Below are 25,480 nucleotides of genomic sequence, written 5' to 3'. Positions count from 1 at the left end.
GGGATGAGGCACCCCGCCACGAACCGGCGCTTGATAGGCCGAAAGCGCTGCTGAGTAAAGGATCTTGCTAGGCCTGGCCGATGTACCAGAAGCGTCGTGCGTCTGGCGGCAGCGTATTCAGGATCCTTTCGAAGGCAGCTTGGTCGACGTGACGGCGAATGACAACGGTGACGTCCTCCAGGGCCGTATCCGTCGAGAGATTGTGGTCATGGCGAAAGGCGCGCACTTCCTTCATCAGTGCATCGCGATCAACGAACGGCTTTACTGGTGCCTCGGTATCCCAGTCACTGACGAAAATAGCGCGCAGGACGGGTGGCAGGACATTGGCGAAAGCAATCGCCTGGTCGACGGTCAGGCGACGGCGAAAGACCTGAAGCACTGCCTGCAGCATGGTGTAGGCCTGGTGAGAGGTCTGAATCATCGATGTGGCGACAAGATCCTTCATGAAGGCATCGAAGTCGGCAGAGGCTTGCCGGTATTCCAACGGCATCGGCATGGCGCGCTGCTCCCATAAAGCGAATCGACCGTCCAACTATGCCGCGAACATCGGCCGCCGTCAGCCGCCGTGCTTGCGCCCGAAGGTCCACAGTCGCCAGGGAGCATACCATGAATGGGACGTCGCCAGGATATCGGGCACGGGGTCTGGCCCCCAGGTTCCGCCGGGGCCGCAGCGGACGACCCGGAAAAGGGTCAGCCAACCGCCGGACCAGAGACCGTGCCTCGCAATGGCTTCATAGCCATATTCGGAACACGTCGGCATATGCCGGCAGGAACTGCCTATGAGGCTCGAGAAGGTCAGTTGATATAGGCGAATGAGGGCCATGCCGATGAGGCGCCCCGGCGTCTTTCGAAACGGACCCTGCCAATTGCGCCCCCTTGCCGCGATCTTTGTCGGCTCCTGCTCGCAGCCTTGGCCACCGCACATGTCAGCTTGCCTCTGCCGGGATCACGGAACGTTCGATCTGGTCGAGACAGTCGACCACGGCATCGAAGGTCAGCATCGTCGAGGCGTGACGCGCCTTGTAGTCTCGCACCGGTTTCAGGAACCGCATGTCTTCGAACCGTCCGTCTGGCCCGTCACCGTCTTCCTTGAGCATCGCCAGCATGTCGAGCCGCGCTCTTCGCAGTTCTTCGGCCATTGCGCCGACGACATGGCGCGCCATGATGCCGGAGGACGCCTGCCCCAGCGCACAGGCCTTCACCTCATGGGCGAAATCCGTGACGACGCCGTCTTCCACCTTCAGGTAGACCTTGACCTTCGAGCCACAGAGCTTCGAGTGCTTTTCGGATACGGCATCCGCATCGGCGAGCGTGCCGATACGTCCGATATTTCCCGCAAATTCGAGAATCTTCGTGTTGTAGATGTCGTCCATGATCAATCCACACTGTTGCCCGGCGCGTATATAGGCATCAAAGGCGGCATTGCCTTCGTCCACGATGTCGCAAGCCGCTGTTTCTGTCTCGTGTCCGCCACTATATCGAAGCGAGCGAACGAGGACAAACAAGGGATGACGTCGGATCGGGACGAGGCTCCCTATTTTCACGAACGGACTTGCATTATGAGCCGCATTACGCCTTTACAATCGGCAACAGCCAAACACGCGGCCGATACCGATCGGGACCGGGAGACAAAGGGCATGGATGCCACCGTGAAGAAACTGCCGGCCGACAAGCGGCGCCCGACGCGCGAAGAGGCGGAAGCGGCCGTACGCACCCTCCTCCTGTGGGCCGGTGACGACCCGGCCCGCGAGGGGCTCCTCGATACGCCCTCGCGCGTCGCCAAAGCCTATGCCGAGCTGTTTTCCGGTTATGGGGCAGATATCGACGAGGTTCTGGGCCGGACCTTCGAGGAGGTCGGCGGCTATGACGACATCGTGCTCGTACGCGACATCTCCTTCTTCTCCCATTGCGAACACCACATGCTGCCGGTGATCGGAAAGGCGCACGTCGCCTACCTGCCGAAGGGGCGCGTGCTCGGTCTCTCCAAAATCGCGCGCGTGGTGGACGTTTTCGCCAAGCGGCTGCAGACGCAAGAGAACATGACGGCGCAGATCGCCCAGGCGATCGACGAGACCTTGCAGCCGCGTGGCGTTGCCGTCTTCATCGAAGCAGAACACATGTGCATGGCCATGCGCGGGATCCAGAAGACCGGGTCGACGACGCTGACCACAACCTTCACAGGGGCCTTCAAGGACAATGCCGCCGAACAGGCGCGTTTCATGTCCATGGTCCGCAGCCGGTAACCCCCGACCAAGACGATTTCATGCAACCCATCACGTTCGACAGCCCCTCGCCCGACAAGACCCTTCTCGAAGAGGGCCTCGCCTTTACGCCGAAATTCGATGCGCACGGCCTCGTCACCGCCGTTGTCACGGATGCGCGCGACGGCGAATTGCTGATGGTCGCGCACATGAACGCGCAGGCCATCGCACTGACCCTCGAGACAGGGATCGGCCACTATTACAGTCGCTCGCGCGGCAAGATCTGGAAGAAGGGCGAAAGCTCCGGCAACCTTCAGACAGTCAAGGAGATCCGGGTCGACTGCGACCAGGATGCCATCTGGCTGAAAGTCGAGGTCGCCGGTCATGATGCGACATGCCACACAGGGCGCCGTTCGTGCTTCTATCGGACCGCGAGCATTGAGGACGGCAAGCCGACATTGACGGTTGCAGACGACCATCGCCATTTCGACCCCGACACGATCTACGGCGCCTGAGGACCTGCATCACTCTAACGATTTCGTAAGCAGACAGTGTCCTAATGTCCTTCGGAGTGTTCAGCGAATGGGGTATGCGGAGATGCTGAACTGGAGTTTGATGGCAGGCGGTGGCGCCAATCTGGCACAGCCGAACAGGGATGGTGCGGCTCAGGGATCGGGATCATCTGTCCCTGTCACCAGCCACAACAAGGCCAAAGTCGCCCTGGCGCTCGGCGGAGGAGCCGCGCGCGGATGGGCGCATATTGGGGTTTTGCGTGCCCTCGACGAAGAGGGCATCGAAGTCGGCATGATTGCGGGCACATCGATCGGGGCCCTCGTCGGCGGATGCTATCTCGCCGGGAAGCTGGACGAACTGGAGGCCTTCGCCCGTTCGCTCACAATGCGTCGCATCGCTTCACTGCTCGATCTGACAATCGGCGGTGGCGGCCTGCTCGGCGGCATGCGCCTTACGAAACGCATGCAGGAACATCTCGAAGGGTTGACGGTCGAGCAGTTGCCGAAGCCGTTCGTGGCCGTCGCTTCGGAGTTGAACAGCGGCCATGAAGTCTGGATCGACGGCGGCAATCTGATCACCGCGCTCAGGGCATCCTATGCCCTGCCCGGGATTTTCGAACCGGTTCGCTGCAACAACAGAACACTGATCGATGGCGCATTGGTCAATCCCGTACCCGTCTCTGTGTGCCGGTCCTACGAACAGCCACTCGTGATGGCCGTTAACCTCCACTACGACGTGTTTGGGCGGTCTGCGGTGGTCAAGCACAAGGCGTCGGCTCCAGCGGATCAGGCGGTCGAGGAGCGCGCGCCGAACAAGGTCGGACTGACCGGCGTCATGGTGCAGGCCTTCAATATCATTCAGGACCGCATCTCCCGTGCACGTCTTGCCGGGGATCCGCCGGATCTAGCGCTTCACCCCCGGCTGAACGATATCGGCCTTTCCGAATTTCACCGGGCAGGCGAAGCGATCGAACGCGGCTATGACGAGGCAAAATCGCGCGTCAGCGAGATTCGCCGCATGCAGGAAGCCGTGCTTCGGTAACGCGCGGGCAGACTTCCGCCACGCCCGCGCCTGAGATGGTTTATGTCAGCCGGCGATATAGGCCTTGATATGCTCGGCCTCGGCCTCGATCTCGCGAATGCGCGACTTTACGACGTCCCCGATCGAGATGATGCCTGAGAGCTTTCCGGCGTCTTCCACCGGGACGTGACGGAAACGTCGGCTCGACATCATTTCCATTAACTCGTCCACCGTCGTTTCCTCCCGGCAGCGATAGACGTTTGCCGTCATGAAGCTCGACACGGGTTGATCGAAGGCATCGCGACCAGCGGAGCCGAGGGCACGAACGACGTCGCGCTCGGTGAAGATTCCGACGATCCTGTTTTCCACCCCAACGACAACCACGGCACCAATCTTGTTGTCGTCAAGAACGCGGGCTGCTTCGCCCAGCGTAACGCTCGGGCTGATGGTGATAACGTTACGGCCTTTTTGCTCGAGTATGCTTCTGGCTGATGCAGGCATGATTTCCTCCTCGCATTGGACGCTGTGCGTGCGCGAACCCCTCCCCCGGGTCCGCGCCCGAAAATGGTGCCTGTTAATCAAGGAGATTGCAATATGCGGATTCGGGGGCCGGCTCTCAGCCGCGGCGGCGGTCGAAAAGCCCGAAACCAAAGAAGCCCATCAGGAAGCCACCGATATGGGCGTCCCAGGCGATATTCCCCGCATCCGTTCCCATCAGGGGCAGCCCGACCGCAACCGCGACATTGCCCAAGAACCAGACCAGAACGAAGATCTGCACCGTGCGATCGGAAAGAGCTGCCGGGACCGTCAACAAAGGCGGTTCGCGGCCGGCTTTCGTCAGCCGCAGACGACCGCCGAATGCGAATCGGCAGGCTGCACCCATGAGCGCAGAGATCACACCCGAGGCCCCGACCATGACCGATGGTTCGCCCCAATTGACGATTGCATGAAGGCCAGCGGCTGCGACCGCCGTGACAATCCAAAAGACAACGAAGCGGAACTCACCGATGCGCCGGCACACCGGTGTGCCAAAGGCGGCAAGCCACAGGCTGTTGAAAGCCAGATGCTGGAAACTGCCATGGAGCAAGGAATAGGTGACCGGCGACCAGAGCCAGGCAAAGGACTGCTCGCCCAAAGGATAGACATAGCGCAGTGGCACAAAGGCAAATTCGAACGTGATCCAGTCGTTGACGGAGGCCGGAAAGACCAGTGCCTGCAACGCATAGATGCCGCAGATCAACGCGAGCGACACAAGCACGCCCATCGGCAGGTTGAAGATCGGCGGATTGTCACGCGCGACAGCCTCGTCTTGCGGTGGCACAGGCGTACCGTCCACTGTTTCGTCGAATGCTTTTGGATCGTCCGACATGGCCGGCTCCCGAGATGCTGTGCGGCCTTCCTGTTAAACGACTATCTCGGCAAGAGATAGCCCTTGTCGGCAGTCATCCGGGCGCGCCGGTAAACAGGAAAGCAAACGATATGTTAACGGCTGCCGGACTAAGGTTCCATCATAGAGGATTAGACAGATCGCTCATGATGTATTCTTCGCAGGCCAGTCACAGCAATACGGTTGCTTCGCCGGGGCAGCAGCGCGCCTTCCAACGCGTTGCGGTCAACCTGCAGGGCAGGCTGATGCTCGCCAATTATGAAGAATACGTCTGCAAAGTGATCGACATGTCTCCGGGCGACGCGCGCTTCGTGTGCGCCGGATGTCCGCGCACCAACGAACGCGTGATCGCCTATATCGATCATCTCGGTCGCCTTGAAGGCACTGTGTCGAAGATCCTGGACGACGGCTTCATCATCGAATTGACGGCGACCGCGCGCAAGCGCGAGAAGCTTGCGGCGCAGCTGACCTGGATTGCCAACAAGCACGAGCTCGGCCTGCCCGAAGATCGCCGCCACGACCGCCTTACCCCGCGTCAGGTCCTGACCGAACTGACACTTGAAGACGGCAAGACCTATCCATGCCGACTCATGGACCTTTCGCTTTCGGGCGCGGCTGTGGACATCGACATTCGCCCGCCGATCGGCACCCCCGTCCGGCTTGGCAATATGCGCGGACGCGTCGTGCGCCACTTCATGGAAGGCGTGGCCATCGAGTTCCTGTCGCTCCAGTCGCGCGAAGCCCTCACCGAATTCCTCTGAGAAATCGACCACCACAAGCTGCGTCCGGGCGCCCGTGGAAACACGCGGCGCCTTTTTCATGGCGCTCGCTGTGGAGCGTCGCTCATGACGTACCAAAGCGAAACAACTCTCAAAAAAAATTTTTGGCTGCTTCGGGTGGCCGGAAGCCATTAAGGGCGCCCACCCTCATGGAAAGAGATTGCCGCAAGCCAAGCGAACGCCAGACGGATGCGTACACGCGTCAGCACACGAAGACGATATGCGGGCACCGAAAACAATAAGCAGCTGATTTATATTCGTTATTTCGTCACATCCAAGAGCCGCTCGGTGAAACGCGTCAAATACGTCGAAAATTTTACTCGATTATTCCGAAAGTTTAATTCTTATTTTTTTCAAATATAAATCTAATAATGATCTGATTTTCCAAGTCTTATACTCAAATACGGGCGCCCATTTTCGCGGTCGCTCAAATTATATCTGTCATTACTGTCCCCGTAACCAGGAGACAAACAATGACAACAAAGAAAACTCTCGGTATTGGATTTCTGGCCACCGCGCTTGCGGGAGCCCTCAGCTGGCAGGCTCACGCCACACCAGCGAATATGGAGGTGATCGGCAAGGCGAACCCGCCGATCGGCCATTATGAATTCTGTCAGACCTATGCCGCCGAATGCGCAGGCAAGTTCAATGACACCGGTCCGCTCAACCTCACAGAGCCGCTTTGGAAGGCCATGCTTGAGGTCAACTACACCGTCAATTCCTCGATCACGCCGCTGACCGACATGGAGATCTACGGCGTCGAGGAGCGCTGGGCCTATCCGCGCACGGTTGGTGATTGCGAAGACTTCGCTCTGCTCAAGCGCAAGATGCTGATCGACCGCGGCTTCGACCCGACAGATCTTCTGCTCACCGTGGTCTTGCAGCCGAGCGGTGAAGGACATGCCGTGCTGACTGTACGGACCGATCACGGGGACTTCATCCTCGACAACATGCGCAACAAGGTGCTGCTGTGGTCGGACACGGAATACACCTACCTCAAACGCCAGTCCTCGACCGACCCCAGCCGCTGGGTGAAGCTTCAGGATGGGCGCACGAGCTATGTCGGCAGCGTGAACTCGAACTAAGGAATTTCGATTCAGAGCTTTGGCCCGGTCCGTCCCCCGCATACCCGTCCCCCGACCGGAGCCATCTGAGCCGGTCCCGTCCAACCGGGACCGGCTCTCTTTTTGCCTGACGCACCCCTTAACCTGACCTTAACCATGTTGATGGAATTCTCGACCGCATGAATTCAGGCCGCGCTGCGCGCGAACCTGACGGGAGCGCGGCATGCAGGTGGGAACGAGCAATCTCGACGAGCGAGGAGAAACGCCGATGCTGTCTGCCGGCTTCCTCCTGGCCTGCGTCATCACGATCGCGCTCCTTGCGCTCGCCTCTCTCGGCATCAACATTTATGGCCGAATGTATGGCGCGCAGCTGGCCCTTGCAGGCCACAGCGACAGCCTTGATGTCCAGGATATCGCGATCGGGCGGGACCTCGTGCACTTGACCTCGAACACGATCCGCTTTGAAGCACAACGCCGGAGCGGACCCGCCGAGCGCGTGGATCTGCAACTGCACTGGCCGTCGATGGAGGGCTACAGTCAGGCTCGACGCCTCGCCTTCGACGATTTGAGCCAGCCGCAATCCCTTCTGTTCCTGCAGATATCGCAAAGCACGATGTCTCGCGACATGTCGGGCAGGGTCGAGCCGATCTACCGGCATCTTATTACAGGACCGGCAGAGTCCGGCCCTGGCGGACTGGAGCTCCATCGGTTCAAGGCCGGGACCGGTTTCGAAGGAGAGGTTCTGCTGACGGCCAAAGCTGCGGACGGTTCGATCTACGCAGTCCGGTGCCTGATACCGACCGAGGACAAACTGGCAAGCAGCAGCGATTGCCAACGTGATATTCACGTGGGGTCCGATCTCTCGGTCCTGTACCGCTTCTCAAGCCGGCTCCTGCCCGAATGGGAGCGGATTGACGCAGCCGTCAGGGCATATGTGCAACAGCGTACAGACACAGTCTCATCGGGCGGAACGGCTAAAATGCCGCCCACCGCATCAACAAAACATTCATCATAAACCTCTTGGTAACGCACACATCCTAAAGTCGCGGCCTGATGGTCGCGACCGGGGGAGAGAGCGTCCGGTTTGAAATGAACAGTTCAAAGAGTATCGTGGTGCATAAAGTTCTGGGAAGCCTCACCTTTGCCGCTCCAATTCGCGGAGTCGTGATCGCCTTCATCGCGGTCGTTCTTGCCGCGCTTGCAACCCCGTCCGGTGCGAACGCCGCCAAATATGCTGGTGTCGTGATCGACGCCAAGACGGGCAAGGTTCTTTACAGCGAAGACGCCGACAGCCTGCGCTATCCTGCCTCGCTCACCAAGATGATGACGCTCTACCTCACCTTCGAGGCGCTCGAAGCCGGTCGCATCTCGCTGAACAGCAAGGTTCCGATTTCCAAGAATGCCGCCAAGGAGCCGCCATCAAAGCTGGGCGTCGGCGCCGGTCGCAGTGTCACCGTCGAGCAGGCAATCCTCGCCCTCGTGACCCGTTCCGCCAATGACGTTGCCACGGCGCTCGGCGAATATCTCGGTGGGTCGGAGCAGCGTTTCGCGCAGATGATGACGGCCAAGGCGCGCAGCCTCGGCATGACGAAGACGACCTATCGCAACGCGCATGGTCTTCCGAATACAGCGCAGATGACCACGGCGCGCGACCAAGCACGCCTCGGCATCGCTCTGCGCCAGCACTTCCCGCAGTATTACGGCTACTTCTCGACCCGCAGCTTCAACTTCGGCAAGCAGACGATCGGCAACCACAATCGATTGCTCGGCGCCGTCCGTGGTGTGGACGGCATCAAGACCGGCTATACCGGTGCTGCAGGCTACAATCTCGCCACCTCCGCTCAGGCTGATGGCCGCTCCATCGTCGCCGTCATCCTCGGTGCATCGTCGGGCGCACGCCGCAATGCACAGATGACAGCACTGGTGAAGCGCTACCTTCCCCAGGCGTCGGCTGGACGGTCCTCGGGCGATCTCGTCGCCAAGGTCGAAACGCCGGTAGCTGTCGCTCCGGCGGAAGCCGTCGCCACGCTCGACGGCGGTCATCCGAACCTGCCGCAGACCGGCCCAATGCCGGATCCGCGTTATGCCGGTGTCACCCAGGCTTCGGCATATGTCTCGTCGTCTGCCGGCAATGCGGCGACGGCTGCGCTCGATGCAGTTCGTCCCGTCGCGCCTGCTGCAACGACGAACAGCGTGCCCGTACCCCAGCCGGCACCCGCCTACATGCCGAACAGCGGTGCCATGGTGGCGCCAGCGGAAGCCACGCAATCCGTCGCCGCCGCCTCCGCCACGCCGCCGGATGTCGACACGGTGACCACGGCATCCACAAAGCCTGTTTCCGGCTGGATCATTCAGATCGGGACCTCGCCCGACAAGGCGCTGGCCATGGATCTTCTGCGCAATGCGCAAGAGAAGGGCGGAAAGGTATTGCGTTCCGCCACCCCCTTCACGGTCGCTTACAATGCTGGAGCTCAGGAGATCTATCGGGCGCGGTTCGGCGGCTTCGACGAGCAGAAGGACGCGGTCAACGCCTGTAAGCAGTTGAAACGAAAAGGTATCGGTTGCTGGGCTGCGGCCCAGTAAGCGAAGCAGCGAAACCTCGATTTGTATTTGTGTACGAGGAATAAGACGATGGCTTCGAAAGATTTTCGGATCGGCAAGGTCGACGACCAGGACAACGGCGGTGTTTTGCCGGCGTCCCATGTCCTGCACCCGTTGCATGAGGCAGCCTTTCGGCTTGCCGAGATTGGCGGCCGCGAGAAGCGCTCGAAGACAAAGGACCTGATCGGTCTTCTCCTCTCGCATGGCGCTCGTGCCTGGCGCTATTCTCAGCCGGAAGCCAACATCCATCTTCATGTCGGGGCGCAAGCCGGGCGCTATCCGGTCATCCTTCGTCTTCGCTGACATCGGGGGCGGACATGGCCCTCTACGCGCTCGCAGGAAAGAGCCCGCAAGTGCCGCCGGAGTCCCGGTTCTGGGTCGCTCCCGGCGCCCAGGTGATCGGCGACGTGCGGATCGCCGACGATGTCGGTATCTGGTTTAACGCCGTCCTTCGGGGCGACAATGATCCGATCACAATCGGCGCTCGAACCAATATCCAGGACGGTGTGATGATCCACACGGATCTCGGCTTCCCCACCCGCATCGGCGCAGGTTGCACCATCGGGCACCACGCCATCATCCATGGGTGCACCATCGGTGACAATTCACTGATTGGCATGGGCGCGACAATCCTGAACGGTGCCGTCATCGGCAACAACTGCCTTGTCGGTGCCAATGCGCTGGTGAGCGAAGGAAAGGTCTTCCCGGACAATTCGCTGATCGTCGGACAGCCGGCGCGGGTTGTCCGGGCGATTGACGAGGAAGGCGCTGCGCGGCTCAGGCTCTCCGCTGATAACTACGTCGCAAACTGGCAGCGATTTGCGCGGGAGCTTCAGGCAATCTGATGCTCAGGCCGCACAGGCTGAGCACAGACCTCGGATTTCGATCGTGGTCTTTTCCGCCTTGAAGCCGGATTTGCGCGTAATGTCGTCCAGGTGATGATCGACATCGTGATCATGAAATTCCGCGACCTGGCTGCATTTGCTGCAGATCATGAAGGCGACCGTGCCGTGACTGCTGCAGCCCTCATGCGGATGGGCGCAGGCAACGAAGGCATTCAGGCTCTCCAGACGGTGAACCATGCCGAATTCGACGAGTTTATCGAGCGCGCGATAGACCTGGAGCGGGGCCCGGAACCCCTGATCGCGAAGACGATCGAGCAGGGTGTAAGCGGACAGCGGGCCATCGGCCTCGACGAGGCTGTCAAATACAAGCGACTGATTTCGCGTTAGATCGGTCTTAGACATCTTCGACATAAGGTCAGCCTCGCGTGCGATCGTCAGCTGTCGTCAGCCGCGGGCGCGGCAACAGACTGATCAGGAAGAGCAAAAGGGCCGCCACGACGATCGAGGGACCGGATGGCGTGTCATAGGTGAGCGAGCCGAACAGACCGATGATCACGGCGACTGCACCGAGCAGCGATGCGATAACGGCCATGGCCTCGGGCGAGACCGCGAAACGGCGCGCGGCCGCTGCCGGAATGATCAGGAGGGACGTGATCAACATGATGCCGACGATCTTCATGGCGATCGCGATCACCAGGGCCATGAGCAGCATGAACACGATACGTGCGCGCTCCGGGTTCATGCCTTCGGCTTCCGCCAGTTCCGCATTGACGGTCCCGGCCAGCAGCGGGCGCCAGAGATAGGCGATCAAGGCCACCACCACGGCACCTCCGCCCCAGACGATTACGACGTCCGTGGGCGTGACGGCGAGGATATCGCCGAACAGAAATGCGATCAGGTCGAAACGGACCCAGGACATGAAGGCCACCATCACAAGGCCGATGGCGAGCGTGGCATGGCTGAGGATGCCCAGCAGCGCATCGGCGGAGAGCCCCTGGCGTTTCTGCAGCACGATCAGGATCAGCGATACAAGCGCTGCGACGACAAAGACGCTCAGCATCAGGTTGAGCGAGAAGAACAAGGACAGTGCCACACCGAGCAGGGCCGAATGTGCCATGGTGTCGCCGAAATAGGCCATGCGACGCCAGATGACGAAGCAGCCAAGCGGCCCGGTCGTGAGTGCGAGACCGATGCCGGCCAACATGGCGCGCAGGAAGAAGTCATCAAGCATGGCGATGCTCCTTCGGCCCATCGCCGCCGCTCACCACGTCATGAACGTGATCGTGGTGATGTTCGTGGTCATGGCCATGGGCATGATCGTGATCCTTGTGCTCATGGCCATGGTCCCCGTGACCGCCAGCGTCGCTGCCCTTTGCGGTGTGATGGTGTCCGTCTTCCGGATGGCAATGGTCCGTGATGCTGCCGTCACCATGCAGAACACGGCCATCGGGCAGATGCGTGTGATCGTGGTCGTGGCTATAGACGGCGAGCGTCCTGCTTGCCTTGTCGCCGAAAAGGCGCATGTACTCCGGACTGCTGCTGACCGCGGCCGGGGTGCCGCGACAACAGACATGGCCGTTGAGGCAGATGACCGTATCGGTTTCGGCCATGACGATATGCAGGTCATGGGAGATCAAGAGGATACCGCATCCCGTGGCATTCCGGATCGAGGTGATCAGATCATAAAGGGCAATTTCACCGGAGAAATCGACCCCTTGGACCGGTTCGTCTAGGACGAGAATGTCAGGTTTGCGGGCCATGGCGCGGGCGAGCAGGGCGCGCTGGAATTCTCCGCCGGAGAGATGCTGCACCTCGGCGCCGGCAAGATGGCGGATGCCGACGGCATCGAGCGCATGATCGATGTCGTCCGCGGAGAGCGGCGCTGTCAGCGTCATCAGGCGCCGGACAGTGAGCGGCATTGTCCAATCAATGGCAAGACGCTGGGGCACGTAACCGATGCGCAGCCCTGCCCTACGGTCCACGCGACCCTCATCGGCCCGCAGGATACCAGTCGCGAGCTTCGCGCTTGTGGACTTTCCGGAACCGTTCGGGCCGATCAGCGTGACGATTTCACCCGGGCGCACCGTGAAATCAACGCCACGGACAAGCCAGCGTCCGTTGCGATAGACCCCTGCGCCCGCCAGCGATACCAATGGCTGCGGGTCCCGTGTTTTCAAACCTGTCATGCATGTCTCGGAAAATTCATGTTGCGGACAGCTATGCCACACGTTATAGCGTTACGCAACGAATGTAATAGTATTACATTACCGCTGCAAAGGACATCTCCATGCTACACGCCCGTCTCGGATTGGCCACATCTGCCGCCGCTCTGCTGATTTCGCCGGCCATAGCGCTTGCAGAACCGCAGGTGGTCGTCTCCATCAAGCCAATCCACTCGCTCGTTGCCTCGATCATGAAAGGGGTCGGAGACCCAACTCTGATCGTGGAAGGCGCGGCGTCGCCGCATACCTATACGCTGAAGCCTTCCAATGCGCGTGCGCTCGAAAATGCGGACGTCGTGTTCTGGCTTGGACCGGGCCTCGAAGCATTCCTCGAAAAGCCGCTCGACGCGCTGGCAGGAAAGGCTGAGGTGGTGGAGCTCGAGGATGTACCCGGTCTGGTGAAACTGCCTTTCCGCGAGGGTGGCGCTTTCGAAGCGCATGACCATGATGCCCACGGAGACGGGGACCATGCCGCAGGCGAGCATCACGAACACGAGGAAGAAGGCCACGATCAGCATGGCGAAGAGGCCCATGACCATGATGCCGCTGGCGAGGGAGACCATGAGCATGAGCATGAGCACGGCGGCACCGATATGCATCTGTGGCTCGATCCGACAAATGCCAAAGCAATGGCATCCGCCATCGCTGCGTCGCTGATCAAGGTCGACCCCGCCAACAAGGCGGCCTACGCGGCAAATGCGACAGCCCTCAATGCCGAAATCGATGCGCTCGACAAGGAGATTGCGGCAACTGTTGCCCCGGTTGCCGACAAGCCATTCGTCGTTTTCCACGACGCCTATCAGTATTTTGAGAAGCGTTACAACATTCGGGTCGCCGGCTCCGTCACCGTTAGCCCCGAAAGCATGCCCGGCGCCGAACGCCTGTCCCAGATTCATGCGAAAATTTCGGAACTGGGCACCGCCTGCGTGTTCGCCGAGCCGCAATTCGAGCCGAAGCTCATCAATGTGGTCACCGGAGGTACACAGGCCCGATCCGGTACACTGGATCCCGAGGGTGGTGCGCTCACGGAAGGTCCGGCCCTTTATGGCCAGCTGATGCGCAACCTGTCGACCTCGATCGCCAACTGCCTGTCGCACTAATCGACACATTCCAACCCGGAAGGCGAGACTTTGGCCTCGCCTTTTTTTCGTTTCCCCTTAGGTAATGTTATTACATTAAAAGGAGCATCCATGGAGAAGCTTCCCGTCACTGTCCTGTCCGGCTTTCTTGGCGCCGGGAAAACCACCCTGCTCAACCATGTGCTCGCCAACCGGCAGGGCCTGCGGGTTGCCGTGATCGTCAACGACATGAGCGAGGTGAATATCGATGCGGCTCTGGTTCGCGGTGGAGAGGCCGCGCTTTCCAGAACCCAGGAAAAATTGGTGGAGATGAGCAATGGATGCATCTGTTGCACGCTGCGCGACGACCTCCTGGAAGAAGTGCGGCAGCTCGCGGAACAAGGCCGTTTCGATTATCTGCTGATCGAAGCCACGGGTATCGCCGAACCACTGCCGATCGCCACGACCTTCGATTTTCGCGACGAGAACGGGCGCAGCCTCTCCGACATTGCCCGGCTCGACACGATGGTGACGGTCGTCGATGCGACGAACCTGCTGCGCGACTACGCCTCCAGCGATTTTCTCGCAGACCGGGGCGAGACGGCCGGCGACAACGACAACCGGACGCTCGTCGATCTTCTCGTCGAGCAAATCGAGTTCGCCGATGTCATCATTCTCAACAAGGTGGGTGCCGCAAGTCCGGATCAACTGGATGCCGCTCGCAAGATCATCGGGGGGCTGAACGCCGGTGCCCGTGTCATCGAGACCGAATTCGCCCGGGTAGACCCCCGCGATATCCTGGGAACCGGCCTCTTCGACCTCGCCAAGGCGGAGACCCATCCTCGCTGGTTTCAGGAGTTGCATGGCTTCCGGGATCATGTCCCGGAGACGGAGGAATATGGCATCCGGTCGTTCGTCTACCGTGCCCGCGCCCCCTTCGACCCGACACGACTGCGTGCCTTTCTCGACCGCTCTTGGCCGGGCGTCATCCGGGCGAAAGGTTTCTTCTGGCTGGCCACGCGGCCGCATCACGTCGGCGAACTCAGTCAGGCCGGCGCCATGGTCCGCACGACACGCATGGGCCAGTGGTGGGCTTCGGTGCCCCGATCACGTTGGCCCGACGATCCTGGATTCTTGAATGCGATGGCGCCGTATCTCGATCCAGAATGGGGCGACCGGCGTCAGGAAATCGTCTTTATCGGCGCCGATCCGATGGACCAGCAGCAGATCATGGCGGATCTGGATGCGTGCCTCGTGCCCGCGACCGGCTTCACGCCATCGGCTTGGGAAGGCCTGCCCGACCCCTTCGTTCGTTGGGCATAAGGCTCAGAGCCGTCCGCGCTGACGCAGGAGAGAGAGTACCAGCTCTGCGCCGGCCTCGCCCGCTGGCAAAGCCGTCTGCAGTCTGCTCCAGACATCATCGTAGCCCGCGAGCATGGCTTGCCGCTGCGGGGTCCCCGTGGAAAGGCGTTCGGCCCAACGCACCAGGCTGGCCGGACGCAGCACATCGTTGAAATATTCCGGCACAACCGCATAGTCGGCGATCAGGTTGGGAAGCGCCCCGGTCCAGACCTTGATGCGGTTGGCCAACATGCGGATGATCCAGTCGCCCTTGTATGTAGACACCACGGGAACATAGGCCAGCGCCAATTCCAGGATCACGGTGCCGGATGCGGCAATCGCCGCATCTGCCTCTTCGAAAGCCTGCCATTTGGCCTGATCTCCGATCAGGACCTCCGGCCGGATCGGCCAAGCGGCGGTAATTTCGCGCACACGCGCCTCCTGGCGCGGGACCGTCGGCAAAAGAAAACGGGTTTCGCCGTTGCGGCTGACGAATTCTTCCATCGCCGCGCCGAAGACTGGCAGCAACTGGGTGATCTCAGCACCGCGGGATCCTGGGAGCAGAAGGATCGTGCGGCGCTCGCCCGTCGCCTTGGGCGAACGGCCTCTTCGGGCCAAGCGAACACGCTGAACCTCGGGGTGGCTTGCAAGGCGATGGCCGATGAAATGTGTCTTGGGACCGCCCAGGCGCTGCATCACGTCGGGTTCGAAGGGCAGCACAGCCAGCACTTCATCGACATATGGCAGCATAGCCTTGGCGCGGTACTCCTTCCACGCCCAGACGCTCGGGCAGACATAGTTGACGACCGGCAGATCCGGCAGGCGCTTGCGTACCTTCCGGGCGACCCGGTGGGTGAAATCAGGGCTGTCGACAATCAAAAGCAGATCCGGCTTTGCCGCGATGATGGCCTCTGATGTCACCGAGATCAGCCGGATCAGGCGCGGCAATTTCGACAGCACCTGGGTGATGCCCATGATCGAGAGTTCGGAAAAATCGAAGAGAGAGCGCAGCCCCTGCCCCTGCAGCGCCTCACCGCCGACGCCAACGAGCTCTATCGGACGGGAGTGTCGTTGCTTCAAAGCTGCAACCAGGTCGGCGCCGAGCAGGTCACCGGACACTTCACCGGCAATCACGGCGATCTTCAGCGGTTTTTCGCTCATCGAGACTCGTCCTTTCCCGTTCGCTCAATGCCCGTGACAAAGAGCCCGGCGGCGTCAGCGGCGGCGATCATCGCCTCACGCTCGACAACGAGTGCCCGACCGGCCTCGACGGCGATGCCGGCGAGCCCCGCAGCCTTGGCATTCTCCACGGTCGAGACACCGATGGTGGGCAGGTCGGCACGCAGGTCCTGTTGCGGCTTGCAGAGCTTGACGATGACGCCCTTGCGACGCCTTGAGATGCGTCCCTCTGCGCGCAAACCCGCGACTCGAGCCAGCATGGCATCCGTACCTTCGACCCCTTCGAGCGCCACAATCCGCCCACCCACGCTGACGGCGCCCTGCCCCACGTCGAGACGACCCAGGGTTTCAGCCGCATCTGCCGCGCGATCAATATCCTGGATGTCTTCGCGCGACGGCATCACCTTGCCGAGCGGACCGACCGTTGCCAGGAGACCGGGCAGGATTTCGTGCGCACCCACGACCTGGCAGCCCTGAGCTTCGATCAGCGAGATCACCATGCGAAGAACTGCATCATCGCCGCCCGCCAACAAGGTCTTCAACGCCATGGGCAGTTTGAGGACGGACCGCAGGTTTACATGGATCTCGCCGAAGGACGGGCGCTTCCGGACAGCACCGGACATCACGACGCGACCGATGCGGTGCTTGTCGAACAAGGCAGACAGCCCCGCCATGTCGCCGACGCCGATGACCGCTGTCTCGTAACCCTGCCAATCCGCATCGGCTTCGTTCTTTAGCCGCAGGATGAACGGATCCTCACCCGCCGCTCGAGCGGCTTGCGCCAGAAACAGCGGCAGCTTTCCGCTGCCGGCAATGATCGCCAGCCGAGCTTTCGATGCCAGGCTTTCGGTTGCGCTGGCGGATGTCATGGCGTCAATTCTTGCCGCGATGGGGCGAAGATAGCGCCCGGTCGCTGTCAGCCGCGATGAAATCGAGGATCTCGATGACCTGGGGGCAATCCAGATGCTCGTCGCGAATGGCCGCCGCATTGGCCCTGGCGGAGCCCTCGCCTTCAAAGATCTGTTTGAAGGCGCGGCGCACCTGATGGATGACCGAACGCTCGATACCGGCTCGGGTCATGCCGACGACATTCAAGCCGCCGAGGATGCCGGGATTGCCGTTCAGCATCCCATAGGGGATCACATCGTAGCTGACCGCGGAGAGGCCCCCAATGAACGCATTGCGGCCGATCCGGGTGAACTGATGCACGGCGCAGCCGCCGCTCAGGATCACATGGTCGCCGACCTGCACATGGCCGGCCAGCATGACATTGTTGGACAGGATGATATTGCTGCCGAGGATGCAGTCATGAGCGACATGCGAATTGGCGAGGAAAAGGCAATTGTCGCCGACGCGGGTGATCCCGCCGCCGCCGACCGTGCCGCAATTCATCGTGACGCCTTCACGCATCGTGCAGTTCGCCCCGACGATGAGGCGCGAGTCCTCGCCGGCTTCGTGCAGGCTTTGCGATACGCCGCCGATCACGGCCATAGGGAAGATGCGGCTGTTGGCACCGATTTCAGTCAGGCCGGTGACGACTGCATTCGAGAGGAGCTCGACGCCATCCTTCAGAGTGACGCGGGGGCCGACGTGGCAGAACGGACCAATGCGCACGTTCTCACCGATGACGGCGCCGGGTTCGACGACCGCCATGGGATGGATCACGGCAGTGGCGGCAATCGTGCTCATTTCGCGTCCTTGCGCATGATCATGGCGCCAATATCCGCTTCTGCCGCCAATTGGCCATCGACCTTGGCGTCGCAGTGGAACTTCCAGATATTGCCACGCTGCTTCTGCTTGACGACATGAAACTCAACCCGATCGCCAGGAACGACAGGCTTGCGGAAGCGGGCATTGTCGATGGTCATGAAGTAGACGAGGTTGCCAGCTTCACCCTGCTTGCGGGCACAGATGGCGCCAGCCGTCTGGGCCATGCCCTCGACGAGCAAAACGCCCGGCATGATCGGCGCATCCGGAAAATGGCCGGTGAAATGTGGCTCGTTTGCTGTGACGTTCTTTATGCCGATGGCAGATTCGTCGCCGTCGATCTCGATGATCTTATCGACGAGCAGGAAGGGGTAGCGATGCGGCAAGAGCTTCATGATCTCGAGGATATCGGCTGATCCGAGTTCGCTCTTCGGGGCGGCGTCAGTCATTGCTGGCTCCTTTGTCCTTCGCGCGGCTGTCATAGCGGCTCAATGTCTCGGCCACTTCGCGCAGATAATCCTTCAGCGGGCGGGCCGGGACACCGCCATATTTTTCACCCGGAGGAACATCGGCCAGAACGCCGCTCATGGCGGCAATCTGGACGCCGTCACCAATCTTGATGTGGCCGTTGATCCCGGCGGCACCCCCGATCATGACGCCATCACCGATCACGGTGCTGCCGGCAATGCCAACCTGGCTGACAATGCCACAATGGCGCCCGATGCGCACGTTGTGGCCGACCTGAACCAGATTGTCGATCTTAGTCCCCTCACCGATCACCGTATCGTCCATGGTGCCGCGATCGATCGTCGTATTGGCGCCGATCTCGACATGATCCTGAATGATGACCCGGCCGACCTGCACGATCTTGAGCATGCCGCGCGGACCAGGCGCATAACCGAACCCGTCCTGTCCGATCCGGGCGCCGTTGTGAATGATCACATTGTTGCCGACAAGCGCGACCTGCACCGTGGCCCCGGCAGCGATTGTGCAATCGCGACCGATCCGAACGCCCGGACCGATCACGGCTCCGGGCCCGATCCGTGTTCCGCTGCCGATTTCAGCATGTGCACCGATCACCGCCATCGCCTCGACCTCCACACTGTCTTCCAAGCGAGCCGTCGGGTCGACATGGGCGGCAGGAGAAATCTGCGCGGGTTCACTGGTCATCCGGACTGGGCGAAGGCCCTCCGGATGCAACAGCGCTCCAGCAAGGGCAAAGGCCGTCTGCGCGCTTTTCGCCAAGAGGACCGGGATATGGGCCGGTATGAGCGAAACGAGCGCTTTTTCACAAAAGATCGCCGATGCATTGCAGGTGAGAAGATCGTCGCGATTGCGACGGGACAGGATATAGCAGACATCACCAGCCTTGGCTCGGGCGACGGGCGAGACCGATCGTACGATCGTCTCGCCCTGTGCTGCGTCCGTCAATTCCGCCCCCGTGTGCGCTGCGAGCGCAGCCAGGGTCACCCCCGAATGGGGCGGAAAGAAATGATTATGCTCCATCAGCAAACGCTCCAGAACGTCAACCTATCTGCAGTTCTGGACCGCTCGTCTTAGAACTGGTTCGCCATGCTGAACCGGAATTCCTGCGTGTCGTCGAAGTCTTCCTTCGCGACCGGAACCGCATAGTCGAAGCGCAGCGCACCGAAGGGCGAGTTCCACAGGATGCCGGCGCCGACCGAGGCACGGATCGACATGCTGGTGCCGACGGCGGAGCCATCATTGGCCAGATCACTGCCGAACAGCGTGCCGGCGTCTGCGAAGACTGCACCGCGGAAGCCCAGATCCTGCGGAACCGCAGGCAGCGGGAACGTCGCTTCAGCCGAAGCGGTGAAATAGGTCGTGCCCCCGATGGAATCCGGCGACCCACCGCCCGTTGGCGACTGGCGCGGACCGATCCCGCTGTTGGCGAAACCGCGGATTTCCTTGCCACCGATCTTGAACTGGTCGAACACGTTCAGGTTGTCGCCGAGCGCAACAACATGACCTGCCGAGCCGGCGAGCGAGCCGACAATGTCAAGCTCGTCAGACAGCGTGTAGAACATGCGGGCGCGGGCATAAGCCTTGTAATATTCCGAATCGCCGCCGATACCTGCGTATTCATGCGTGAAGCTGGCATAAATGCCCTCATGCGGGTTCTGGCGATCGTCCACCGTGTTGTAGACGATGGAATGACCGAGGATCGACTGCGACCAGGTGCTGCCAGTAATCGCATCAATGTAAGGCTGAGCAACCGTATCGTCGCCACCGCCTGCCGCACCGTTGGCGCCGAACGCACCATCGTTGATGTAATCGATCTGCTTGTAGGTGTACCGCAGCGTCGTGGCCAGATCTTCCGTGATCGGCGCCGTCACGCGGACGGTCGCACCCTGCTCCTCGTAGTCGTATTCCGAATTGCCACTCGTCGAGCTCTTGAAGATATCGAAGCCCGCGGCAAGACGGTAACCGAGGAAATAAGGCTCGGTGAAGGAGAAGTTGTAGGTCTGCGTGTCGTCGAAACCACCACCGGCGGCAACGCGGATGAACTGACCGCGGCCGAGGAAGTTCTTTTCTTCAACAGAGGCTTCCAGAACAATACCGCCATCATCGACGGAGTAGCCGGCACCGATACCGAACGAACCCGTCGGCTGATCCTGCACATCGACGACAACCACGACACGGTCCGGCGAGCTGCCGGGCTGCGTGGAGATGTTTACGGCCGAGAAGAAGCCGAGCGCCTCAAGGCGACGCTTGGCGCGCGAAATGGTTTCCTGGTTGAAGGCATCGCCTTCGGAGATATCGAACTCGCGACGGATGACATAGTCACGCGTGCGGGTGTTGCCGCGCACTTCGATACGCTCGACATAGGCGCGTTCGCCCTGGTCGACGAGATAGGTCACGCCAATCGTGTTGGTTTCGAAATTGCGGTCACCGCGCGGCACGACGCGCGCAAAGGGATAGCCTGCCGACGAAACGCGACGAGAAATGGCTTCCATGGACTTCTGAACGTCGCGGGCGCTGTAGGTATTGCCTTCGCGCGTCTCCAGCAGACCCTGCAGCTGGGCAGCATCCACGCCATCCACCGTCGATTCGACGGTGACGGCGCCGAACTTGTAGCGCTGACCTTCATCGACCGTGATGTTGATCGTGTACTCGTTGCCAGCCTCGTTCAGGACGGCTTCCGACGAAATGACGCGGAAGTCGGCATAACCGTGGTTGTAGTAGAACTGACGGAGCGACTCTTCGTCTGCACGCAGCTTGTCTTCGTTGTAGACATCCTTGCGGGTCAGGAAGGACAGCATGCCCGATTCCTTCGTCTGCAGCACGGATGCGAGACGGCCGTCGGAATAGGCGTTGTTGCCGCTGAAATTGATGGCGCTGATCTTGGTGCGCTCACCTTCGTTGATCACGAAAGCAAGGTTGACGCGACCTTCGGCAACCGGAACGACCTGGGTCGTCACTTCGACATCGCTGCGGCCGATTGCAGAATAGGCTTCTTTGATGCGCTGGATGTCGGCGCTGATCAGGCTGTCGCTGTACGGACCCTGCGGCTGGGTCTGCACGATGCCGGTCAGCTTGTCGTCCTTGATCTTGCGGTTGCCGTTGAAGACAACCTGATTGATCAACTGGTTCTCGGCGACCGTCACGACCAGCGTGCCGCCGGATACGGAGATCTGAACATCCGAGAAGAAGCCGGTCGCGTAGAGACGCTTCACGGATTCGTCGATATCGGCATTGGAGAAACTCTTGCCGGGCTGGATCGAAAGGTTGGAACGGACCGCTTCCGCCCCCACACGCTGGGCACCGCGTACATCAATCCGCTGGATGACAGCAGCCTGAGCCGCAACAGCCGAAGCGATCACAGCAACACTTGCGCCCGTAGACACGATACCAGCAGACAGCGCGACCGCCGACACTGCGTTCAAAAATCTTGAACCAGCCTTCATGTGTGTACTTTACCTTCTTCAATTGCCCCGCAGTCGTAACCCCCGACTCCGGCCCGTTTGTGGTTTTAGCGGGTTTTACCCTACAAGCAAGACTGCGCGTTAATTTCTGTTTACTTCATTTGAATCCGTGACCCAATCGCCACTATCAATTTGAAACATCGTAAACAAATCCTTCCGCCGCATGCAAGGCCGACGCTCAGCCTATCAACCGGCTGATGTCGTTCCAGGTGGCAAACACCATCAGGGATAGGATCATCGCGAGACCGATACGGAACGCAACCTCCTGCGCCCCCTGACCCATCGGCCTCCCGCGCACTGCTTCAATCGCGTAGAGAACGAGATGGCCGCCGTCAAGGACCGGAACTGGCATCAAATTCAAAAGCCCCAGCGAAACCGAAAGAACCGCTGCCAAATTTAACAGAGCGATAATGCCGAGCGTCGCCATTTCACCCGAGGCCTGGACAACACGTACCGGACCACCGAGCTGGTCTGCGTTCATGCGGCCGGCGATCATGTTGCCGATATAGTCGAATGTGCCGGTGACGATATGCCCGGTCTGGCGAACACCTTCCCAAACGGCCTGCAACGGTGAGAGCGCGACAATGCGGAAGTTCCCCGCCTTCTGATCGGTGATGATGCCGATCTGTCCAACTTCCATTGAGTTGCCAAACCGGTCCGTCGTCACAGCGCGCTTGGGAACGACGGGAAAATCCATCTCCTGGCCGGCACGACGTACGGTAACGGTGACAGGGACTTCCGGCCGCATGGTGATGTATCGAACGACATCGTCGAAGGTCTCGATGCTCCGGCCGTCGAGTGCGATCAGCACATCGCCACGCTCGATCCCAGCAGCCTCCGCTGCACTGCCCTGTTTCAAGTCAGCGACAACAGGATCCGAAACCGGCTTGCCCATTGTACCGAACATGACGGCGAAGATGACGATGGCGAGGAGAAAGTTGGCGATCGGACCTGCGGCAACAGTCACCGCGCGCTTCCACAATTTGGCGCCGTTCAAGGTCTGCGCCTTTTCCGCCTCGCTCAGCTCCTCAATGGCGCTTCCGTCCGGCATGCTGGCCGCATCGGCATCGCCAAAGAAACGTACATAGCCACCGAGCGGGATAGCCGAGACTTTCCAGCGGGTTCCGTGCCGATCGGTGAAGCCGACGAGTTCGGGACCGAAGCCGACGGAGAAGGCAAGCACCCGAATTCCGGACAATCTGCCAGCGAGATAGTGGCCCATCTCATGGATAAAGACGAGCAGCGACAGGATGAGGATATAGGGCAGAATATACCCGCCGAGAAAGCCGAGGACTGCGCTCATGTGATCCGTCTTTCCTATCAATCTATCGCCGCGGCATGGCTGCGTCGCCTGGCCCTCCCGATCACAGACCGAAGAGGAAGGCCCCCATCGATACCACGGACTGGCTTGCGCCCGCAGAAAAACCTATCGCCATGAAGAATGCCGCAAAACAGGCGAATACAAGGCCGTCAACCCGATCCATGACGCCGCCATGCCCCGGAATGAGGTTGCTTGAATCCTTCACGCCGAAACGACGCTTGATGAAGGATTCGAAAAGGTCACCGATCTGGCTTGATATCGACAGCGCAAGCGCCACAGCGACCGTCCAGAGGCCGACATCCTGAAAATGCGCCATGACGACCAGATAGCCGCCAACGACACCGGCAACCGTACCGCCAACAGCACCGGACCAGGTCTTACCGGGCGAAATGCGGGGCGCAAGTTTCGGCCCGCCGATCGCGCGGCCGACGAAATAGGCAAGAATATCGGTTGCCCAGACGATGACGAAAACGAACAGCATGGCGATCAAGCCGAGCGAATCGTCACCGCGAATGGCGGCGAGCGAAATCGCACTGAGGCCCGCATAAAAGAGCCCGCCCGGATGCCACCAGCTCACCCGGCGCAACAGCGCGGGAATGGCCGCCGTAATCGAAAGGCCGGCGAAGAGCGGGACGGTGAAATCGGCCGAACCGAAGAGCATGTTGAGGCTGACAAGCCCCATGGAGAGCCAGCCAAAGGAATTCGACCGCAAGCTCGTCTCAGCGAGCCGTGTCATTCTGGACCACTCGTAGTAGACCAACAGGCCTATGCCGGCGGCCAGCAGCCGAAAGGCAATGCCCCCAGCCCAGGTTGCTGCCAGCACGACGATCACCATGACGATCGCCGAATAGATCCGCAGTTGCAGCTCGCGCGAGATCGACAGCGTCATGAGCCGACCGCCACGACTTTCGAGGACAGCCCGCCGAAACGGCGGTCGCGGGCGGCATAGCGCTCCAGCACCGCGTCAAAAACAGCGGGGGTGAAATCCGGCCAGAAGTCAGGCACGAACATCAGCTCGGCATAGGCCGACTGCCACAGCAGGAAGTTGGACAGACGCTCCTCGCCGCTCGTGCGGATGACCAAATCGGGATCCGGAATACCCGCCGTGTCGAGGCTGTCGTTGAGCTTCTGTGCATCGATCTGGCGCGGATCGAGACGGCCTGCCGCGACCTCCAGGGCAAGACGGGCCGCAGCACGGGCGATTTCGTCACGGGAGCCGTAGTTGAAGGCGATGACAAGGGTCATGCCGGCATTTTCCGCCGTCCGCTCCTCGGCTTCAACGAGCAGCGAACGGATGTCCTCCCGAAGATTGACCCTGTCGCCGATGATGCGGATGCGCACAGCCGCCTGGTGCAAATCGGCGAGATCTCGGCGGATGAAGGCTTTCAACAAGCCGAAGAGTTCGTTGACTTCGGCTTCCGGGCGACGCCAGTTCTCCGAAGAGAAGGCGAAGAGCGTGAGGAAGGCGACGCCGGCTTCGCGGGCCGCCTTCACGGTCTCGCGGACCGTCTCGACGCCCTTGCGGTGGCCGAAGGTCCGCGGCAGTCCCCGTGCATTCGCCCAGCGACCGTTTCCGTCCATGATAATCGCAACATGCTGCGGTACGATGCGCTGTGGTGCTCTCGACATGGGCTCCGGTCCGGGCGGCAAGGGAAAAGGTCTAAACGAACGACTCTCGCTTAAACCTGCATGATTTCCTTTTCCTTGTCGGCGAGCAAGCGATCGACGTCGACAATCGTGTCATCCGTCATCTTTTGAACCTTATCCGACAGGGAACGGCTGTCATCCTGGCTGATGGAGCCATCCTTTTCGCCCTTTTTAAGGCTGTCCATGCCGTCGCGGCGTACGTGCCGAATCGCCACTTTCGCCTTTTCCGCATATTCATGGGCGATCTTGACCAGCGACTTGCGGCGCTCCTCGTTGAGTTCCGGAAGCGGGATACGCAGGTTCTGACCGTCCATGATCGGGTTCAGGCCGAGATTGGCTTCGCGGATCGCCCGGTCGACGGCATTCACCATCGACTTGTCCCAGATCGAAACACCGAGCATGCGGGGTTCTGGAACCGTGACGTTAGCCACCTGGTTCAGCGGCACGCGCGACCCGTAAGCCTCGACCATGACCGGGTCCAGAATATTGGCCGAGGCGCGGCCGGTGCGCAGCGACGCGATGTCGTTCTTGAAAGCATTGATCGCGCCGTCCATGCGGCGCTTGATGTCGTTGAGATCAACCCCTGCGGTCATCATGGTTCTCCCATTGCTGGTTCAGCCGGCAGCCCTCCAAGGGCGCCCATGGTTG

29 protein-coding genes are annotated in these 25,480 nt (G+C 60.7%); 11 read left to right on the top strand and 18 right to left on the bottom strand.

Annotated elements, in window-relative coordinates:
- Positions 1-67 precede the first annotated feature (67 nt).
- Genes ACT53S_RS15490 through ACT53S_RS15480 form a run of 3 tightly spaced genes read right to left on the bottom strand, consistent with a single transcriptional unit; the run spans position 68 to position 1,376 of the window.
- Positions 68-496, bottom strand: a complete 429-nt coding sequence (locus ACT53S_RS15490) for a DUF2267 domain-containing protein (RefSeq protein ID WP_142069112.1) — start codon at positions 494-496, stop codon at positions 68-70.
- A 60-nt stretch (positions 497-556) separates the two neighbouring features.
- Positions 557-925 carry a membrane protein insertion efficiency factor YidD gene (yidD, locus tag ACT53S_RS15485; RefSeq protein ID WP_476067644.1) on the bottom strand — a complete coding sequence of 123 codons (369 nt, stop codon included), beginning with the start codon at positions 923-925 and terminating at the stop codon, positions 557-559.
- Position 926: 1 nt separating this feature from the next.
- The gene (locus ACT53S_RS15480) at positions 927-1,376 is read right to left on the bottom strand and encodes an iron-sulfur cluster assembly scaffold protein (RefSeq protein WP_476067934.1); all 450 of its coding nucleotides are present in this window, start codon (positions 1,374-1,376) and stop codon (positions 927-929) included.
- Between the two features lie 261 nt (positions 1,377-1,637).
- Between ACT53S_RS15480 and folE the strand changes: the two genes are divergently transcribed.
- The 3 genes from folE (at position 1,638) to ACT53S_RS15465 (ending at position 3,755) form a co-directional block, all read left to right on the top strand.
- Positions 1,638-2,243 carry a GTP cyclohydrolase I FolE gene (gene folE, locus ACT53S_RS15475; protein ID WP_142069116.1) on the top strand — a complete coding sequence of 202 codons (606 nt, stop codon included), beginning with the start codon at positions 1,638-1,640 and terminating at the stop codon, positions 2,241-2,243.
- Between the two features lie 20 nt (positions 2,244-2,263).
- Entirely contained in the window at positions 2,264-2,716 is a 453-nt protein-coding gene (gene hisI / locus ACT53S_RS15470) for a phosphoribosyl-AMP cyclohydrolase (RefSeq protein WP_113377489.1), read from the top strand.
- 82 nt (positions 2,717-2,798) lie between these two features.
- Positions 2,799-3,755, top strand: coding sequence for a patatin-like phospholipase family protein (locus ACT53S_RS15465; protein ID WP_174238518.1), 957 nt, complete (start codon positions 2,799-2,801; stop codon positions 3,753-3,755).
- Positions 3,756-3,800: 45 nt separating this feature from the next.
- Here the strand turns inward: ACT53S_RS15465 and ACT53S_RS15460 are convergent, their stop codons facing one another.
- Together ACT53S_RS15460 and ACT53S_RS15455 are read right to left on the bottom strand one after the other, a co-directional pair.
- Positions 3,801-4,235 carry a CBS domain-containing protein gene (locus ACT53S_RS15460; protein ID WP_113377487.1) on the bottom strand — a complete coding sequence of 145 codons (435 nt, stop codon included), beginning with the start codon at positions 4,233-4,235 and terminating at the stop codon, positions 3,801-3,803.
- Positions 4,236-4,350: 115 nt separating this feature from the next.
- The gene (locus ACT53S_RS15455; RefSeq protein WP_476067643.1) at positions 4,351-5,103 is read right to left on the bottom strand and encodes a rhomboid family intramembrane serine protease; all 753 of its coding nucleotides are present in this window, start codon (positions 5,101-5,103) and stop codon (positions 4,351-4,353) included.
- Between the two features lie 167 nt (positions 5,104-5,270).
- On the opposite strand from ACT53S_RS15455, the gene ACT53S_RS15450 reads away from it, so the two are divergent.
- The 6 genes from ACT53S_RS15450 to ACT53S_RS15425 all read left to right on the top strand — a co-directional run bounded on the left by ACT53S_RS15450 (position 5,271) and on the right by ACT53S_RS15425 (position 10,410).
- A complete protein-coding gene (locus tag ACT53S_RS15450) occupies positions 5,271-5,882 on the top strand; it encodes a PilZ domain-containing protein (RefSeq protein WP_113377485.1) in 612 nt (203 codons plus the stop codon).
- A 491-nt stretch (positions 5,883-6,373) separates the two neighbouring features.
- Positions 6,374-6,985 (top strand): transglutaminase-like cysteine peptidase, encoded by a 612-nt coding sequence (locus ACT53S_RS15445; RefSeq protein WP_113377484.1) that lies wholly within the window; start codon positions 6,374-6,376, stop codon positions 6,983-6,985.
- Between the two features lie 247 nt (positions 6,986-7,232).
- Entirely contained in the window at positions 7,233-7,979 is a 747-nt protein-coding gene (locus ACT53S_RS15440) for a hypothetical protein (RefSeq protein ID WP_476067642.1), read from the top strand.
- 74 nt (positions 7,980-8,053) lie between these two features.
- Positions 8,054-9,547 (top strand): serine hydrolase, encoded by a 1,494-nt coding sequence (locus ACT53S_RS15435; RefSeq protein WP_476067641.1) that lies wholly within the window; start codon positions 8,054-8,056, stop codon positions 9,545-9,547.
- A gap of 48 nt (positions 9,548-9,595) precedes the next feature.
- A complete protein-coding gene (locus ACT53S_RS15430; RefSeq protein WP_476067640.1) occupies positions 9,596-9,868 on the top strand; it encodes a hypothetical protein in 273 nt (90 codons plus the stop codon).
- A 14-nt stretch (positions 9,869-9,882) separates the two neighbouring features.
- Complete coding sequence (locus tag ACT53S_RS15425) at positions 9,883-10,410, top strand: gamma carbonic anhydrase family protein (RefSeq protein WP_476067639.1); 528 nt, start codon at positions 9,883-9,885, stop codon at positions 10,408-10,410.
- A gap of 3 nt (positions 10,411-10,413) precedes the next feature.
- Here the strand turns inward: ACT53S_RS15425 and ACT53S_RS15420 are convergent, their stop codons facing one another.
- From ACT53S_RS15420 to ACT53S_RS15410, 3 genes are read right to left on the bottom strand one after another with little or no spacing between them, the layout of a single operon-like run.
- On the bottom strand, positions 10,414-10,812 hold the full coding sequence (locus ACT53S_RS15420) for a Fur family transcriptional regulator (RefSeq protein WP_113377648.1): 399 nt from the start codon (positions 10,810-10,812) through the stop codon (positions 10,414-10,416).
- Positions 10,813-10,825: 13 nt separating this feature from the next.
- The gene (locus tag ACT53S_RS15415) at positions 10,826-11,641 is read right to left on the bottom strand and encodes a metal ABC transporter permease (protein ID WP_476067638.1); all 816 of its coding nucleotides are present in this window, start codon (positions 11,639-11,641) and stop codon (positions 10,826-10,828) included.
- Positions 11,634-12,596: an ATP-binding cassette domain-containing protein gene (locus ACT53S_RS15410; protein ID WP_476067637.1), complete on the bottom strand. Its 963-nt coding sequence runs from the start codon at positions 12,594-12,596 to the stop codon at positions 11,634-11,636. The genes ACT53S_RS15415 and ACT53S_RS15410 overlap by 8 nt, the downstream gene beginning before the upstream one ends.
- A gap of 101 nt (positions 12,597-12,697) precedes the next feature.
- Here ACT53S_RS15410 and znuA point away from each other — a divergent pair, with 101 nt between their 5' ends.
- Both znuA and ACT53S_RS15400 read left to right on the top strand, forming a co-directional pair.
- Positions 12,698-13,732 (top strand): zinc ABC transporter substrate-binding protein ZnuA, encoded by a 1,035-nt coding sequence (znuA, locus tag ACT53S_RS15405; protein WP_476067636.1) that lies wholly within the window; start codon positions 12,698-12,700, stop codon positions 13,730-13,732.
- A 90-nt stretch (positions 13,733-13,822) separates the two neighbouring features.
- Positions 13,823-15,013 (top strand): GTP-binding protein, encoded by a 1,191-nt coding sequence (locus tag ACT53S_RS15400; RefSeq protein WP_476067635.1) that lies wholly within the window; start codon positions 13,823-13,825, stop codon positions 15,011-15,013.
- A gap of 3 nt (positions 15,014-15,016) precedes the next feature.
- On the opposite strand, the gene lpxB is transcribed toward ACT53S_RS15400, so the two are convergent.
- From lpxB to frr, 10 genes are all read right to left on the bottom strand, one after another.
- Entirely contained in the window at positions 15,017-16,192 is a 1,176-nt protein-coding gene (lpxB, locus tag ACT53S_RS15395; RefSeq protein WP_476067634.1) for a lipid-A-disaccharide synthase, read from the bottom strand.
- Positions 16,189-17,079 carry an LpxI family protein gene (locus tag ACT53S_RS15390; protein ID WP_476067633.1) on the bottom strand — a complete coding sequence of 297 codons (891 nt, stop codon included), beginning with the start codon at positions 17,077-17,079 and terminating at the stop codon, positions 16,189-16,191. The genes lpxB and ACT53S_RS15390 overlap by 4 nt, the downstream gene beginning before the upstream one ends.
- A 4-nt stretch (positions 17,080-17,083) precedes the next feature.
- On the bottom strand, positions 17,084-17,899 hold the full coding sequence (lpxA, locus tag ACT53S_RS15385; RefSeq protein ID WP_113377475.1) for an acyl-ACP--UDP-N-acetylglucosamine O-acyltransferase: 816 nt from the start codon (positions 17,897-17,899) through the stop codon (positions 17,084-17,086).
- Positions 17,896-18,366 (bottom strand): 3-hydroxyacyl-ACP dehydratase FabZ, encoded by a 471-nt coding sequence (gene fabZ, locus ACT53S_RS15380; RefSeq protein WP_113377474.1) that lies wholly within the window; start codon positions 18,364-18,366, stop codon positions 17,896-17,898. Before fabZ ends, lpxA begins: the two co-directional genes overlap by 4 nt.
- Positions 18,359-19,423, bottom strand: coding sequence for a UDP-3-O-(3-hydroxymyristoyl)glucosamine N-acyltransferase (gene lpxD / locus ACT53S_RS15375; RefSeq protein WP_476067632.1), 1,065 nt, complete (start codon positions 19,421-19,423; stop codon positions 18,359-18,361). Before lpxD ends, fabZ begins: the two co-directional genes overlap by 8 nt.
- 50 nt (positions 19,424-19,473) lie before the next feature.
- Positions 19,474-21,846 carry an outer membrane protein assembly factor BamA gene (gene bamA, locus ACT53S_RS15370; protein ID WP_113377472.1) on the bottom strand — a complete coding sequence of 791 codons (2,373 nt, stop codon included), beginning with the start codon at positions 21,844-21,846 and terminating at the stop codon, positions 19,474-19,476.
- A gap of 196 nt (positions 21,847-22,042) precedes the next feature.
- The gene (gene rseP, locus ACT53S_RS15365) at positions 22,043-23,167 is read right to left on the bottom strand and encodes an RIP metalloprotease RseP (RefSeq protein WP_476067631.1); all 1,125 of its coding nucleotides are present in this window, start codon (positions 23,165-23,167) and stop codon (positions 22,043-22,045) included.
- A gap of 61 nt (positions 23,168-23,228) precedes the next feature.
- Positions 23,229-24,062, bottom strand: a complete 834-nt coding sequence (locus ACT53S_RS15360) for a phosphatidate cytidylyltransferase (protein WP_142070869.1) — start codon at positions 24,060-24,062, stop codon at positions 23,229-23,231.
- 8 nt (positions 24,063-24,070) lie between these two features.
- A complete protein-coding gene (locus ACT53S_RS15355) occupies positions 24,071-24,814 on the bottom strand; it encodes an isoprenyl transferase (protein ID WP_113377470.1) in 744 nt (247 codons plus the stop codon).
- A gap of 50 nt (positions 24,815-24,864) precedes the next feature.
- Positions 24,865-25,425, bottom strand: a complete 561-nt coding sequence (frr, locus tag ACT53S_RS15350; RefSeq protein WP_113377646.1) for a ribosome recycling factor — start codon at positions 25,423-25,425, stop codon at positions 24,865-24,867.
- Positions 25,426-25,480: the final 55 nt, after the last annotated feature.

The organism is Allorhizobium sp. DMC15, assembly GCF_056314065.1.
This window is presented reverse-complemented; position numbering and strand designations above follow the sequence as displayed.